Here is a 17,281-nt window from a genome sequence, read left to right on the forward strand (position 1 = left end):
CTCGTCGTTGGCGAAGTAGATGAGGCTCAGGTCCATCGCCTTCGCGCGAGGCCCGCCGCCGCCCAGGGCCACCAGCCCCGCGCTGATCCGCTCCGGCGGGTACACCACGCGCAGCCCGCGCGTCAGCGCCCACAGCGCCTCGAGCTCCGGACGGTCCGCGGAGGCCTCGCTCGCGGACAGCCACGCGCCGCCATCCGGCGGGGACAGCCGCGCGTCCAGGCCGGCGAAGAACTCCGACAGCTCGCGGTGTCCCAACGCCCACGCGGGCTGGCCTGAGCCCGTGGGCAGCAGCCACGCCAGCGCGTGCGCGTCCTCGCCGGAGACAAGGGCCACGGTCGCGGCCTCCACGTCCTCCACGTACACGACGCGAGACGCCTCCACGCGCACGGACGCCACCAGGGCGCGCGTGGTGACGAGCACCGGCACGCGTTCGCCTTCCGGCGCGTACACGGAGAGCTGCCCCAGGTCCGCGGGGCCCAGCGCGAGGCCCGCGGCTCCCGCGGCCAGGACGGCCCACAGCGCGGCCAGCTTCTCCGGCGACGGGCGCAGGCACACGGCCACCGGCGTCCCGGCCGTCACGCCCAGGGCCTTCAATCGCGAGGCCAGCGCGTCCGCTCGGGCGCCCAGCTCCGCCCAGGTCCAGTGCGCGTCTCCTCGGGAAACGGCGGTGGTGTCCGCGTGGCGCGCGCGCCGCTCCGCGAGCAGCGCGGGAACGGAGGTGAAGCCCGGCGAGGCACGGGGCGCGGGCCACGCGCGGCGCTCGGCCTCCGTGGCGAGGGGCAGCAGGGAGACCGGCGTCTCCGGCCGGGCGAGCGCCGCGCCGAGCAGCACCTGGAAGTGCTCCACGAGCCGCGCCACCGTGGCGGCGTCGAACAGCTCCGTCGCGTACTCCAGGGCGCCGTGGACCCGGCCATGGGACTCGGAGAGCACGAGCGTGAGGTCCGCCAGCGTGGCGCCCCACTGCACGGGCGTGCCCGGCACCTCCACCAGCGAGCCGCGCATGCCGGTGAGCTCCAGCGTCGTCGCGCCCGCGGCCGCACCCGTGTGGTAGACGAACACGGAGTCCGTCATCCGTCCGCGGCCGATGTCCTTGCCCGGGATGAGGGCCTCGACCAGGTACTCGAAGGGGACGTCCGGACGCGTCTGCGCGTCGGCGACCTCGTCGCGCACCTGGGCGAGCAGCTCGCGGAAGGTGAGCCCGTCCGTGAAGCGCGTCCGGAACGCCGCCGAGTGCGCCACGTAGCCGATGAGCGGCAGCAGCTCCGGCCGCGTGCGGTTGGCGATGGGCGTGCCCACGACGACGTCCGTCTGGCCGGTGTAGCGGTGCAGGAGCGTCTGCCACGCTGCGAGCACGGTCATGTAGCCGGTGAAGCCCTCGCGGCGAGCGAAGGCCGTGAGCTCACGTGCGAGCGCGGGCGGGAAGTCCACGGTCATGCGCGCGGAGGTGAGCGGGCTCTCCGGGGGGCGCGGCCGATCCGTGGGCAGCTCGAGCCGGCGCGGCATTCCAGCCAGCCGCTGCCGCCAGCCCTGGTCCTGTTCGGGCAGCCGGCCCTCCGCGATGCCCTGGCGCTGCCACGCGCCGAAGTCCGCGTACTGCAAGGGCAGCGGGGGCAGGGGGGACGGGCGGTCCTGGAGGAAGGCGTCGTAGAGCTGGCCCAGCTCCTGGACGAAGAGCGCGATGGACAACGTGTCGCTGACGATGTGGTGCAGGCAGCCCAGCAGCAGGTGCAGCTGGGGCTCCAGGCGCACGAGGGTGGTGCGCAGCACGGGCCCGTGGACGAGGTCGAACGGCTTCGCGGCGTCCTCACGGGCGAGCCGCAGGGCCTCGGGCTCGCGGGTCTCCAGCGGGCCGCGCAGCTCCACGCGGGTGAGGGGGACATGCATGTGCGCGTGGAAGCGCTGCACGGGGCGTCCGTCCACCGCGTCGTAGGTGGTGCGCAGCGCTTCGTGGCGCTGGACGATCTCGTTGATGCCGCGCTCCAGGACGGCGGCGTTCACGTCGCCTTCGAGCCGCAGGACGAACGGGATGTTGTACGCGGACTGGCCGGGCAGGTGCTGCTCCAGGCGCCAGACGCGCTCCTGCACGAACGACAGGGGCAGCTCGCCGGTGCGGGGCAGCGGCACCAGGGGAAGCTCCACGGAGACGCGGGCTTGCGGCGCCTGACGCAGCAGGGGCTCCAGGCGCGCCGCGATGCCCGCGACGGTGGGCGCTTCGAACAGGGCGGCGAGCGGCAGGTTCACCCCGAAGGCGTCGCGCACCTGATTGAGCAGCTGGGCGGCCGTCAGCGAGTTGCCGCCGATCTCCAGGAAGTCGTCATTGCGGCCGACGAACTCGAGCCCCAGGCGATCGCGCCACAGCGCGGCCACGCGCTCCTCCACCTCCCCGCGAGGCGCATCGTCGCGCACGGGCCGCGAGGCCGCGGGAGCCACCGTCCCGGGTTCGTCGGAGTCTGCGGCGTCGGTGCGCGTGGGCATCGGGGACCTGTCGAAGGAGGTGGCGTCGGCCCGCGCCGGGACCTGGGCCGTGGAGGAGGTCGCGGCGTCAACCAGCGTCGGGAGCTGGGGCGAGTGGGGAGGCACGCCAGGGGCCTGCGTCGTTGCGGACGTGACGTACGAAGAGGTGTCGGTCCGCGTCGGCGACTGGGACGTGGCGACCTGGGAGGCATCGTCCTGCGTCGTCGCAAGGGATGCGGCGTGGGGGGAGTCCGTCAGCGGACGCCCATTGGACGAAGCAACCTCGGTAAGAGTGGCCACCCGGCCAGCCCCACCGCCACCTCCAAGGCTCGCGCCCGGGGACACAGCGGGCCCCGCACCAGTCCCTGGCGCGGACACCTCCACCGCGGACCGCGTCGCCGTCGTGATGCGGCCCGAGGCCGGGCCCTTCGGCTCGACCCAGACGGTCTTCTCCTGGAAGGCATACGTGGGCAGGTGCAGCCGCAGGCGCTGCTCATGCGCGTAGAGCGCGGTCCAGTCCACGGCGACACCCGCCGTCCACAGCTCGCCCACGGCCTGGAGCCAGCCCATCTGCTCCGTCGTCGTCCCGCCCACCCTCAGCGAAGCGAGCCCGCGGACACGAGGCCCGGTCTCCTCCCGCGCCAGGTTCGCGCGCACCAGCGGCGTCACGTCCTGCCCCGGGCCCACCTCCAGCAGCACCGCGCAGCCTTCCTCCTGGAGCGTCTCCACCGCGCGGGTGAAGTGCACCGGCCTGCGCATCTGCTCGGTCCAGTAGCGCGGATCCGCCAACTGCCCCGGCTGCGCCACCGTGCCCGTGAGGCTGGACACATACCGCACCGAGGGCTCCGACCGGCGCAGCGTCCCCACCACCCGCGCCAGCTCCGCCATCACCGGCTCCACATCCGCCGAGTGGAACGCGTGCGGCGCGGGCATGCGCACGGCCCCGGCCTTCCGGGCCTTCAGCTCCGCCTCCAGCCGCTCCACGTCCTCCACCGGCCCGGACACCACGCAGCGGTCCGGTGCGTTCACGGCCGCCAGCTCCAGCCGGCCTGACAGCAGCGGCTGGACGCTCGCCACGGGCAGCGCCACCGCGAGCATCGCCCCGGGGGGCATGCGGTGCATCAGCTCCCCGCGAGCCACCGTGAGGTGCATCGCGTCCTCCAGGGACAGCACGCCCGCGACGCACGCCGCCGCGTACTCCCCGAAGCTGTGCCCCAGCACCGCGTACGGCGTCACGCCCAGGTCCTGCCACAGCCGCGCCAGCGACACCTGCACGCTGAACAGCGCGGGCAGCGCCACGCGCGTGTCCGCCAGGGCGGCCTTCGCCTCCATCTCCGCGTCGGCCCCGGGAGACAGCAGCGCCGACACCCGCGCCCGCAACGGCGCCTCCAGCAGCGCGAGGCACCCGTCCAGGTGCTCGCGGAACCGGGGCGACGCCTCCACCAGCTCGCGCCCCATCCCGATGCGCTGCGCCCCCTGGCCGGAGAACACGAACGCCACGCGCGGCGCGCGCTTCTCCGTCTTCACCGCCGCCGCCGGCTTGCCCAGCTGGCGCGTCAGGTCCGCCGCGTCCTTCACCACCAGCGCCTGGCGGTACTCGAAGGCCTTGCGGCCCACGGCGTGCGTGAAGGCCAGGTCCGCCAGCGTCTGTGCATCCACGCCCTCCGCCACGTGCCCGTCCAGCTGCCGCGCCGCCGCCTGCAATGCCTCCGGCGAGCGCGCGGACAGCACGACGAGTTGGTGGGACCGCGTGGTGGAACCACTCTGCCGCATGGGGGCTTCCTCGAGGATCGCGTGGGCATTGGTGCCGCCAATGCCGAAGGAGCTGACCGCGGCGAAGCGGGGCGTCTCGCCCCTGGGCCACGGCCGCAAGGTGGTGTTGACGAAGAACGGGCCCGCGTCGAAGTCGATCTGCGGGTTGGGCCGCTCGAAGTGGAGGCTGGGGGGAATCTCCCCGTGGTGGAGCGACAGCGCGGCCTTCATCAGGCCCGCGAGCCCCGCGACCGTGTCCAGGTGGCCCACGTTCGTCTTCAGCGACGCCAGCGCGATGCGCCCCCGGTGCTCGGCGCCAAGGCCGTACGCGCGCGTCAGCGCCGCCACTTCAATGGGATCGCCCAGCGGCGTCGCGGTGCCGTGGGCCTCCACGTAGCCCACCGCCTCCGGCGAGACGCCCGCGTTGGCCAGCGCCTGGGAGACCACGGCCGCCTGTCCCTGCACGCTGGGTGCGGTGAAGCCAGACTTGTTGCGCCCATCGTTGTTGAGCGCCGATCCCCGGATGACGGCGTAGATGGCGTCACCGTCCCGCAGCGCATCCTCCAGCCGCTTGAGCACCACCGCGCCCACGCCGTTGCCCGCGAGCGTGCCCCCGGCCTTCGCGTCGAACGCGCGGCAGTGGCCGTCCGCGGAGAAGATGAGCCCCTCCTGCGCCACGTAGCCCGTGCGCTGTGGCAGGGACAGCCGCGTCGCGCCCGCGAGCGCCACGTCGGACTGGCCCGTGCGCAGGCTCTGGCAGGCCAGGTGCACCGCCACCAGGCCCGTGGAGCACGCGGTGTAGAGCAGCGTGCTTTCGCCCGTGAGCCCCAGCTTGAAGGACGTCTTCGTCGCCAGGCTCTCATGGGTGGCGGTGCCGTGCAGCTCCATGAACGACGCGGCGTCCAGCGGCATCGCCTGGCGCACGGCGTCCGTGTACCCGGAGCCCGTGGCCCCCGCGTACAGCGAGATGGCGCCGGGGAAGCGGTCCGGATCGATGCCCGCGTCCTCCAGCGCGGCCCACGCCGTCTGGAGGAAGAGCCGCTGCTGCGGATCCGTGAACTGCGCCTCACGCAGCGACATGTCGAAGAACGCGGGGTCGAACCGGTCCACCCCGTCGAGCACGCCCGCGGCCGGCACGAAGGCCGGGTGGTGCCAGAGCTCCACCCCTTCCGGCAGGACGGGCATGTGCTCCAGCTCGTCCGGCGTGAAGCGGGTGATGGACTCCACGCCCCCGCGCAGGTTGCGCCAGAAGTCCGCCACTGTCATCGCGCCCGGGAAGCGTCCCGCCATGCCGATGATGGCGATGCCGCCGGACGCAACGGACGTCGGAACCTCTCGAGGACGATGGCCGGGCGACGCGGAGACCGGAGGGGAAGCGTTCGAGCCCTGGGATTCGCGCTCCAGGCGCTGGACGAGCCCCTCGAGCGTGGGGTGCTCGAACAGCCACACCACGGGCACCTCGCGCTGGAGCTCCTCGCGCAGGCGCGCGGCCAGCCGCACCACGGTCAGCGACGTGGCGCCCAGGTCCTCGAAGAGGTGGTCCTGCGCGCCCACGCGGTCCGTGCCCAGCTCGCGGGCGAAGACGGGCGCCAGCCGCTGCTCCAGCGGATGCGAGGGCTCCACGAAGCGGCCACTGCGTCCGGTGGTCGCGGCATCCGGCGCGGGCAGCGCCTTGCGGTCGACCTTGCCGCTGGGATTGAGGGGCAGGGTGGCCAGCGCCACGAACACCGACGGCACCATGTACTCCGGCAACCGCTGCCGCAGCGCCGCGCGCATCGCCGGGGCCTCCAGCACGCGCCCCGCGCGAGGCGTCGCGTAGGCGACGAGCCGCTTGTCCCCGGGCACGTCCTCGCGAACCACCACCGCGGACTCCTGCACCTCGGGCAGGTCGCGCAGGGCGGCCTCCACCTCCGCCAGCTCGATGCGGAAGCCGCGCACCTTCACCTGGTGGTCGGCGCGCCCCAGGAACTCTAGCGTCCCGTCCGGGCGCCAGCGGACCAGATCTCCGGTGCGGTACAGCCGGGCACCGGGCGTCGAACCCTGCGCGTCCGGGACGAAGCGCTCCGCCGTGAGGTCCGGCCGCGACACGTAGCCACGCGCCACGCCGTCACCGCCGAGGAACAGCTCGCCCGGCACGCCCACGGGCACCGGGTGCAGCCGCGCGTCCAGCACGTACACCGACGTGTTGGCGAGCGGCGCGCCGATGGGCACCGACAGGCCCACCTGCTCCGGCCGCTCCACCGTGAAAGTGGTGGCGACGACGGAGCACTCGGTGGGGCCGTAGGCGTTGGTGAAGGGGATGCCCAGTGCCTCCACCGCCTTGCGCACGTGCGGCGCGGAGACGATGTCGCCGCCCGCATGCAGCTCCCGCAGCCGCCCGAGGATGTCCGGACGGTGCTCCATCAACTGCGAGAAGAGGCCCGAGGGCAGGTGCACGAACGCGACGCCGTGGCGCTCCACCACGCGGGCCAGCGTGTCCATGTCGCCGGCGGGCACATGCCCCGGGAAGACAACGAGCCGGCCGCCGTGCAGCAGCGGCGTCCACAGCTCCAGCACGGAGCCATCGAAGGACACGGGCGCGAAGAGCAGCCCCGTGTCGCGAGCCCCATAGCGCGTGTACGGCGCCGAGTGCATCAGGCGCAGCAGCCCGCGATGCTCGATGCCCACGCCCTTGGGCCGTCCGCCGCTGCCGGAGGTGAAGATGACGTAGGCCAGGTTGCGCGGCCCCACGCCCGTCCTTGGCGCGGTGGTGGGCTGGCCATCGAGCGGCAGCTCCTCCAAGAACAGGCACGGCAGGGACGCGTCGGGGAGGTGCAGCCGTGCATGCAGCGCGTGCGTGGTGACGAGCAGGTGCGGCCGGGCGTCCTCCAGCATGAAGCTCAGCCGCTGCGCGGGATACGACGCATCCAGCGGCACGTAAGCGCCGCCCGCCTTGAGGATGCCGAGCACCGCGACCACGAAGCCCACGGAGCGCTCCAGGCACAGCGCCACCGGCACGTCCGGACCCACGCCCCGGGCTCGCAGCAGGTGCGCGAGCTGGTTGGCCCGGGCATCCAACTGCGCATACGTCAGCCGTTCCTCGCCATCCTCCACCGCGATGGCGTCCGGCTGCCGCGCGGCGTGCAGTTCGAAGCGCGCCGCGACGGTGCTGTCGGAGGGGTAGGGCAGGGCGGTGTCGTTCCACGCGACGATCACCTGCCGGTGCTCCTCCGGCGTGAGCCAGGGCAGCCCGGAGATCGGCGCGTCCGGCGAGGAGACAACGGCCTCCAGCAGCACACGCAGGTGGCCTGCGAGGCGGGCCATGCTGTCGCGCTCAAAGAGGTCGGTGCTGTACTCGACGGATCCGCGCAGGCCGTCCGGCGTCTCGGTGAGGAGCAGGCCCAGGTCGAAGTGCGCCGTGCCCGCGTCCACCTCCAGCAACTCCATCCGCAGCCCCGGCGCTTCGAGCACCCCGGCCGGCGCGTTCTGCAGCGCGAAGACGGCCTGCACGAGCGGCGTGCGCGCCAGGTCGCGAGGCACCTGGAGCTCCTCCACCAGCTTCTCGAAGGGGAGGTCCTGGTGCTCATAGGCCGCGAGCGTCGTGTCCCGGACCTGGCCCAGCAGCGCGCGGAACGACGCCTCCGGGGCGATGCGCGCGCGCAGCACCAGCGTGTTGACGAAGAAGCCGACCAGCCCCTCCACGTCGCCGTGCGTGCGCCCCGCGATGGGAGCGCCGACGAGCAGGTCCTCCTGCCGGCTGTACCGCGACAGCAGCACCTGCCACACGGCGAGCAGCGCCATGAACGGCGTAGCGCCCTCGTGCCGGGCGATCCCCACCAGGCGATCCGTCAGCGCACTCGGAACATGCACGGGCAGGAGCGCGCCGTGCGGTGAACGCGTCGTGGGGCGCGGCTTGTCGGTGGGCAGGTCCAGGACCCGGGGCGCACCCGCCAGCTGCTCCTTCCACCAGGCCACCTCGTCCGCGAGCACGTCGCCCTGGAGCCAGCCGCGCTGCCACGCCGCGAAGTCCGCGTACTGCACGGGCAGGGCGGGCAGGGCCGGTGCCGCGCCGGAAGCGAACGCCGCGTAGGCCGTGGCCACCTCCCGCACCATCACCCCCAGGGACCACCCGTCGGAGACGACGTGGTGCATGCCCAGGAGCAACACGTGGTGCGAGGACGACAGCCGCAGCAGGCGCGTGCGCAGCAGCGGTCCCACGCCCAGGTCGAACGGCCGGCCTGCCTCCTCGCGCGCCAGCCGGTGAACCTCGGCCTCGCGTTCGCCGGGCGGAATGGGGTCCAGGTTCGTCACGGGCAGCGCCCAGACGGGCGCGGGTTGGATGAGCTGGACCGGCTCGCGGCCCTTGAGCGCGAACGTGGTGCGGAGCGCCTCATGGCGTTCGACGAGCACCTCCAGCGCGCGGCGCAGGGCCTCCACGTCCAGCGGGCCCTCCAGCCGCACGGCCCCCACCAGGACGTAGGGCGTGGCTCCGGGCTGGAGCTGCTCCACCACCCAAAGCCGCTGCTGCGCGAAGGACAGGGGCAGGTCCGCGTCGCGGGCCACCCTCCGGAGCGCCGGCACGCGCGGAAGGTCCGAGCGCGTGAGGAGCTGGGCCTCCACCTGCTCGGTGACGTCCGCGACGGTGGCACCCTCGAAGAGGCCGCGCAGGGGCAGCTCCACCTGGAACGTGGACCGCACGCGGGACAGCAGCCGCGTGGCCAGCAGCGAGTGGCCACCCAGGGCGAAGAAGTCATCGTGCACGCCGACCCGGGGCACGCGCAGGACCTCGCGGAACAGGTCCGCGACCCGCTGCTGGAAGGGCGTCATCCGCTGCGGCTTCGCGGGCGCCATCGCGACCGAGCCCGCCCCCGGCGTGGGCAGCGCCTTGCGGTCCACCTTGCCGCTCGGGGTGAGGGGCAGGGCGTCCAGCGGCACGAACGCGGAGGGCACCAGCGGCGCGGGCAGCCGTTCGGCCACGAAGGCACGCAGCTCCGCCGCATCCACCGGAGTCCGCGGCACGTACCACGCCACGAGGCGCGGATCGCCCGTGCCATCATCGAGCACGCCCGCCACCGCGGCCTTCACCGCCGGGTGCTGCCGGACAAGGGACTCCACCTCGCCCAACTCGATGCGGAAGCCGCGCAGCTTCACCTGCGTGTCCATGCGGCCCAGGAAGTCCAGCGTCCCGTCCGCCCGCCAGCGCACGCGGTCGCCCGTGCGGAACAGCCGCGCGCCGGGCACGTCACCGAAGGGGGAAGGCACGAAGCGCTCCGCCGTCAGCGCGGGCCGGCCCAGGTACCCCCGGCCGACGCCGTCTCCGCCCAGGTACAGCTCGCCGGGGACGCCCACCGGGACGGGCTGCCCGTGCGAATCCAGCACGTACGCCTGGACCCGCGTCATCGGCCGGCCGATGGACACCGACGTCACGTGCTCCGGCAGATCGTTGAGGTCATGCGTGGTGGCCCCCACGGTGGTCTCCGTGGGGCCGTAGAAGTTCACCAGCCGGCCCGGCGGCCCCGCGCGCAACACGGCGCGCATCGCATCCGCGTTCGCGGCCTCGCCCGCGCAGAAGACCACGCGCATCGTGGCGAACGCGTCGGGCACCTCGCGCGCCACCGTGTGGACCAGCGCCGTGGCGAACATGGCCGTGGTGGCGCCCGTCTCGCGCAGCGCGCGCGCCAGCTCCGTCGGCGCCAGCGTCACCTCGCGCGGCAGGATGATCAGCCGGGCACCATTGAGCAGCGCGCCCCAGACCTCGAAGGTGGCGATGTCGAACGACGGGGTCCCGCCCTGCACCATGCGGTCGTCCGGTCCCAGCCGCACGTAGTTCGTGTCCCGCAGCAGGTGGACGATGGACGCGGCCGAGACACCGACGCCCTTGGGCGTGCCCGTGGAGCCCGACGTGTAGAGCACGTAGACCCACTGCTCGGGCAGCAGCCTCACCCCGGGAGCGGCCGTGTCGTGGCGTGAAATCGCGTCCCGGTCCGCCTCCAGGCTCACCGTGGGCCAGGACATGTCCTGGACGGCCGAAGGCAGCGAGCGCTCCGTCACCACCAGCGACAGCCCCGCGTCCTGGAACATGAACGCCAGCCTCGACGCCGGATAGGCCGGATCCAAAGGCACGTAGCAGCCGCCCGCCTTGACGACGCCGAGCATGCCCACGATGAGGTCCAGCCCGCGCTCCAGGCACAGGCCCACGCGGCCCTCGAGTTGGAGGCCCCGCGCCAGCAGATGCCGGGCCAGCTGGTTCGCGCGCGCATCCAGCTGCGCATACGTCAGCGTCCGGCCTTCATGCTCCACGGCCACGGCGTCCGGAGCCCGCTGGACCTGTGCCTCGAAGCACTCCAGGAGGGGCGGCTCACGCAACGGCCGGAGGTCCGGCGCGCCGAAGACATGGAGCACCTGCGCCCGCTCCGCCGCATCCATCAGGGGCAGCCGCCACACGGGCGTCGCCGCGTCGCGAACCACGGCCTCCAGCAGGATCCGGAAGTGGGTGGCGAAGCGCGCCGCCGCATCGTCGGAGAAGAGGTCGCGGCTGTATTCGAGCGCGCCCTCCAGCCCGTCATCCCCGGGAGTGAGCGACAGGATGAGGTCGAAGCGCGCCGTCTCCGTGGAGGTGGGCAGCCGCTCCACGCGGACGCCGGGCAGGGCGGGCGTGGACAGCGGCGCGTTCTGGAGCACGAACATCACCTGGAACAGCGACGCGCGGTCGCCGCCGCGCGCCTGCGCCACCGCCTCCACGAGCTTCTCGTAGGGCACGTCCTGGTGCGCGAACGCGGCCAGGGAGGACTCGCGCACGCGGTCCAGGAGCTCCGAGAAGCGGGGCGCGCCCTCCAGGCGCGCGCGCAGCACCAGCGTGTTGAGGAACACGCCGATGAGGGGCTCCAGCTCCGGCCGGGTGCGGTGGGCCACGGGCGTGCCCACGGCGAAGTCCTCCTGCCCGGAGTAGCGCGACAGCACGGCCTGGTACCCGGCCATCAGCACCATGAACAGCGTGGCGTCGCGGTCACGGCCCACCTGTTCCAGCGACCGCACCAGGGACGCGGGCAGCGTGAAGACATGGCTGCCCCCGCGCGTGGACCGCGTCCCGGGCAGCCCCTGCTCCGCGGGGAGGGTGAGCACGGGCACGTCCTTCAGGGACTCGCGCAGCGCTTCCAGCTGCTCCCGGGCTGGCTCGGACGCCTCCTGCTGGTGCTGCCATGCGGCGAAGTCCGCGGCCTGCACCTCCAGCGCCGGAAGCGGCGACGTCTGGCCCTCCAGGAACGCCGGGTAGAGCCGCGCCACCTCATCCACCAGCACGCCCATGGACCAGCCGTCCGTGACGATGTGGTGCATGCACAGAAGCAGCACGTGCTCATTCGGGGCCAGCCGGAGCAGCCGCGTGCGCAGCAGCGGGCCGGTGCTCAAGTCGAACGGCCAGGTCGCGTCCTCGCGCATCCGCTGGTGCAGCGTGGCGTCGCGCTCCGCGCCTTCGGGGAGCGTCTCCACTGGAAGGGACCACTCCACCGGCGGCGCATGGATGCGCTGGAGCGGTTGACCGTCGCGCTCCTCGAACGTGGTGCGCAGCGGTTCGTGTCGCCGGACCACCTCCGCGAACGTGCGCCGCAGCACCTCCACGTCCAGCGGGCCGGAGAGCCGCAGGGCCAGGGGGATGTTGTAGAGCGCCTGACCGGGCTCCAGCCGGTCCAGGAACCACATGCGCTGCTGCGCGAACGACAGCGGCAGCGCCCCGTCGCGGGACACGGCGGGGATGGGCTCGGTGGGGCGCCGGAAGGGGAGCGCCTCGATGCGCTCCGCGAGCCGCGCCACGGTGGGCGCGTCGAACAGCGCGCGCACGGGCAGGTCCACGCCGAAGCGGGACGCCACGCGGGTGACAAGCTGGGTGGCCAGCAGCGAATGCCCCCCGAGCGCGAAGAAGTCATCGTGCGCGCCCACGCGCTCCACGTGCAGCACGTCCTGGAACAGCGCGGCCAACTGCTCCTGGACCGGCGTCAGGGGTCCAGCGTCCTCGCTGGCGGCCGGGATGACCGTGGGGGCAGGCAGGGCGCCGCGGTCCACCTTGCCGTTGGGCGTGAGGGGCAGGGCGTCCAGGCCGACGAACGCCGAGGGCACCATGAACCCGGGGAGGCGCGAGCGCAGGTGCTCGCGCAGGGCATCCGCCTCCACGAAGGCAGGGACGACATACGCCACGAGGCGCGGCTCACCAGGCACGTCCTCGCGCACGGTGGCCACGGCCTCACGGACGCCGGGGTGCGCGCGGAGCGCGGCTTCGATCTCACCCGTTTCGATGCGGAAGCCGCGCAGCTTCACCTGGTGGTCGACGCGGCCCAGGAACTCCAGCGTCCCGTCCGCGAGCCAGCGCACGCGGTCGCCCGTGCGGTACTGCCGCGCGCCCGGCGTGTCACGGAACGCATCCGGCACGAAGCGCTCCGCCGTCAGGTCCGGCCGGCCCAGGTAGCCGCGCACCACGCCCTCGCCGCCGATGAACAGCTCGCCAGGGACACCGACCGGCACCGGCCGCAGCTGCGCATCCAAGACGTGCAGGCCCGTGTTCGCCAACGGCCGGCCCAGCGACACCGTACCGGACGTGTCCGAGTCCACGCGATGCATGGACGACCACACGGTCGTCTCGGTGGGGCCGTACAGGTTGAGCAAGGCGGGGACATGCGCCCGCAGCCGCGCGGCCAGGTGCCCCGGAAGCGCTTCGCCGCCCACGAGCAACTGGCGCAGCCCGCCCAGCGCACGCAGCGCGCGAGGCTCCTCCACGAGCGCGCGGGCGTACGACGGCGTGCACTGGAAGTGGGTGACGGCATGGCGCTCCAGCAGGTCCGCGAACGCGGCGGGCTCCAGGCCCGTGGGCGCGAGCACCACCTGGAAGCCGCGCGTCCAGGACCAGAGCAGCTCCAGCACGGAGATGTCGAAGGAGATGCTCGTCATCGCCAGCCACGTGCCGGGGATGGGCGAGACGTGCGCGTCCATCGCGCGGAAGAAGTTCATCACCGTCCGGTGCGGCACGCCCACGCCCTTGGGCCGCCCCGTCGAACCCGACGTGTAGAGCACGTAGGCGAGCGTCCGCGCATCGCTCGCGGACCGCACGAAGTCCGCACCCACGGAAGCGTCCACGTCGTCGAGGAAGAGCCGGCGCTCGGCCGGCACTGTGATGACGTCCTCCAGGCGGCGGGGCCCCACCAGGACCTTCGCCCCCGAGTCCTCCCACATCGCGGCGAGCCGCTGCGCCGGGTACGCCGGATCCAACGGCAGGTAGGCCGCCCCCGCCTCCAGGATCCCGAGCATCCCCACCGCCAGCTCCACCGAGCGATCCACGCACAGGCCCACGACCGACTCAGGGCCCACGCCGCGCTGCCGCAGCGTATGCGCCAGGGCCCGGACCCGAGCCCGCAGTGCCCGGTACGTCAGCCGCTCGTCTCCGGCGACGAGCGCCACGGCGTCCGGAGTCCGGGCCACCTGCGCCGCGAAGCGAGACGAGACCGTCGCGTCCGATGGGAACTCGACGTCAGGCCCGCGAGACAACGCGAGCAGGTGCTCCGCCTCCGCGGCCTCCAGCCACGGCAGCGCATCCACCGTGCGCGAGGGATCCGCGACGGCGGCCTCCAGCAGCACGCGCAGATGGCCGGCGATGCGGGCCACGGTGTTCGCATCGAAGAGCTCGGTGGCGTACTCCAGCCAGCCCTCGAAGCCTCGGGCGGATCCGGAGAGCGAGAGCGTCAGGTCGAACATCGCCGTGCCGGTGTGCACGTCCACGAGCCGCGACTGGAGACCCGGCAGCACCGGAGCCCCCACCTGTGCGCCCTGGAGGATGAACATCACCTGGAAGAGGGGCGTGTGCCCGCGCTCGCGCGTGGGCTGGAGCGCTTCCACCAGCTTCTCGAAGGGCACGTCCTGGTGCGCGTACGCGCCCATGGCCGTCGCGCGCACCCGGCCCAGCAGCTCCCGGAAGGTGGGAGCGCCGGACAGCCGCGTGCGCATCACCAGCGTGTTGACGAAGAAGCCCACCAGGCCCTGGAGCTCCGCGCGGCCCCGGCCCGCGATGGCCGTGCCCACGCTGACGTCGTCCTGTCCCGACCGGCGAGCGAGCACCGCCTGGAAGCCGGCCAGCAGCACCATGAAGGGCGTGACGCCCTCACGCACCGCCAGCGCCCGCACCGCGTCGGCCAGTGAGGCGTCCAGCACCACCGGCACCCGGGCCCCCTGCGTCCCACGCTCGGCGGGGCGGGGCCGGTCCGTCGCCAGCTCCAGCAGCCGGGGAGCGCCCGCGAGCTGCCGGCGCCAGTAATCCAGCTGGGACGCCAGCGCGGTCCCGTTCAGCAATTCCCGCTGCCACTCCGCGTAATCGGCGTACCCCAACGGCAGCGTGGGCAGCGGCGATGGCCGGCCCTCGCGCAGCGCCGCGTAGAGCGCGGAGACCTCGCGCACCAGCACGGCCATCGACGTGCCGTCCGACACGGCATGGTGAATCACGAGCACCAGCACGTGCGTGCGCGCATCGAGCGTCAGCAACGTAGCGCGCACCAGCGGCCCTCGCGTGAGCTCGAAGGGGCGGCGGGCCTCATCGTGCGTGAGGCGGGATGCTTCCGCCTCACGGTCTTCCAGCGGCAGGGACTCCAGCGACACGCGCGCCAGCGGCAGCACGGCGTCCCGGGAGATGACCTGCAGCGGCCGTCCATCCCTCTCGCGGAAGGACGTCCTCAGCGAGTCATGGCGCGCCGCGAGGGCCTGGAGGCTGCCCTCCAGCGCGGCCACCTCCAGGTCGCCCTCCAGGCGCACGGCGGCGGGGAGGTTGTAGGTCACGTCACCCGGCGCGTACCGGTCCAGGAACCACAGCCTCGCCTGCGCGAAGGACACCGCCCGGTCACCGCTCACATCCCTGCGACGCAGCGCGCTGGCCGCGGGACCCGACGCCTCCCGGAGCGAGACCAACTGCCGCGCGAAGGACGTGATGCTCGGCCCCTGGAGGAGCCACTCCATGGGCACCGTCAGCCCCGTCCCCGTGCTCACCGCATGGGCCAGCTCCACCGCGCCCAGCGAGTCCAACCCGTAGCGCGTCACCGGAGCATCGACGTCGATCTCCTCACGCCCCACGCGCACGTGCCGGGCCACGGTGTCGCGCAGCCAGGCCACCAGCGCCTCCGCGTCCGGCCTCGAGGTCAGCGCCTCAGGCGCTTCGGGCTGAGCGCCAGCGGCAACGCTGGCAGCCGAACGAAGGGGCCCCTCCGACGCCGCAGCCGATGGAAGGGGCGTTCCCGACGTCGGATCCGCGCTCACAGGTACCTCCTGCCGCCACGCCGTCACCTCCTGCAACGTGCCCGCGAGGAACGCCGCGCGGCACGCATGCCGCTGCACCTTGCCGCTCGAAGTCTTCGGCAGGCTGCCCGGCTCGATGAGCACCACGGCCTGCGCCTGCACCTCATGCGACTCCGCCAACCGCTGACGGATGACTCCCACCGCCGCGTCCGCCGCCGCGAGCTGCTCGCGCAGCCCCCCCAGCCGCCGCACGTCGACCTCCTGCACCACCACCGCGCGCTCCTCGCCCGCCACCTCCACCGAGAACACCGCGCCGCCCCCGGGCCGCAGCGCCGGGTGCGCCGCCTCCACCGTCGCCTCCAGGTCCTGTGGATAGTGGTTGCGCCCGCGCAGGATGATGAGGTCCTTGCGCCGCCCCGTGACGTACAGCTCACCGTCCGGCCGCAGGAACCCCAGGTCCCCCGTGCGCAGGTACGGCCCGCCGTCCTCACCCGCGATGCGCGCCTGGAACGTCTCGCGCGTCGCATCCTCCCGGCCCCAATACCCCTGGGCCACGCTCGCCCCCGACACCCAGATCTCACCCACCGCACCGGGGGCGCGGCGCTCCAGCGTCTCCGGATCCACGATGGCGATCCGCTGCTCCGCCAGCGTCCGGCCACAGCCCACCAGGGTCCGGGCCCCGGGCTCCGCCGCGTCCACTTCCTCGGCGCGGTGCCGCTCCAGCGCCGCGCCCGACAGCGTCAGCGACACCGGCGGCGCCGGCTTCTCGCCTCCGGAGACGATGAGCGTGCCCTCCGCCAGGCCGTAGCATGGATAGAACGCCTCGCGCCGGAAGCCGCTCGGGCCGAAGGCCTCCACGAAGCGCTCCAGCGTCTCCGGGCGGATCGGCTCCGCGCCGCAGAAGGCCACCTCCCACCGGCTCAGGTCCAACGCCCGCCGCTGCTCCGGCGTGCTCTTCCTCACGCACAGGTCGAACGCGAAGTTCGGCCCGCCGCTGATGGTGCCCCCGAAACGCGACACCGCCTCCAGCCAGGCCATGGGCCGCTTGAGGAACGCCATCGGCGACATCAGCGCCACCGGGAACCCGCCGAACAGCGGCTCCAGGATGCCGCCGATGAGCCCCATGTCGTGGTACGGCGGCAGCCAGATGACCCCCACGCTGTCCGTCCGCGCCCCGAAGGCGCCGTGGATCAACGACAGGTTGTGCAACAGATTGCCATGCGTGAGCATCACGCCCTTCGGAGTGCCCGTGCTCCCGGACGTGTACTGAAGAAACGCGAGCGACTCCGCGCCCAGCCCCTCCGGCGCCACCCAGTCCCGCTCGCCGCCTTCCGCGAGCGTGTCCGTCGCCATCCAGTGCAGCGCGCGGAAGTCCGGCGCCTGCGCGAAGACGAAGTCCGCCAACTCCAGGATGCCGGACGTGGTGAGCACCACCGACGCGCGCGCGTCCTGGATGATGGCGCGCAGGCGGGGCAGGGTGCGCTCCATCCGCATCGGGGCCGGCGGATACGCGGGCACCGCCACCGCGCCCGCGTACAGACAGCCGAAGAAGCCCGCGATGTAGTCCAGCCCCGGCGGGTACAGCAGCAACACGCGCTCGCCCACCGCGCCCCGCTCGCGCAGCGCCGCCGCGATCCGCCGCGCGCGCACGTCCAGGTCCAACGCGCTCCAGACGGTCTCCTCGCCGTCGGTCTCACCCAGGAACGTGTAGAGCGGCGCGCGTGCGGAAGGCCCTTGGACAAGCTTCAGCAGGACACCGGGGAGGGTTCGCGAAAGGTCGTGCACGGGTGGCCATCCATGTGTCGAAACAACGGCGACACTTCATAGCAGCCTG

General features: G+C 73.4%; 1 protein-coding gene (cut by a window edge). It reads right to left on the bottom strand.

The window, feature by feature from the left end:
- Positions 1–17,232: the 5' portion of a non-ribosomal peptide synthase/polyketide synthase gene (locus KYK13_RS20795; RefSeq protein ID WP_223631961.1), read on the bottom strand. It extends 19,782 nt beyond the left edge of the window; only the first 17,232 of its 37,014 coding nucleotides appear in the window; its start codon is at positions 17,230–17,232; its stop codon lies beyond the left edge, outside the window.
- Between the last annotated feature and the right edge of the window lie 49 nt (positions 17,233–17,281).

It is taken from the genome of Corallococcus sp. EGB (genome assembly GCF_019968905.1).
GTDB lineage: Bacteria > Myxococcota > Myxococcia > Myxococcales > Myxococcaceae > Corallococcus.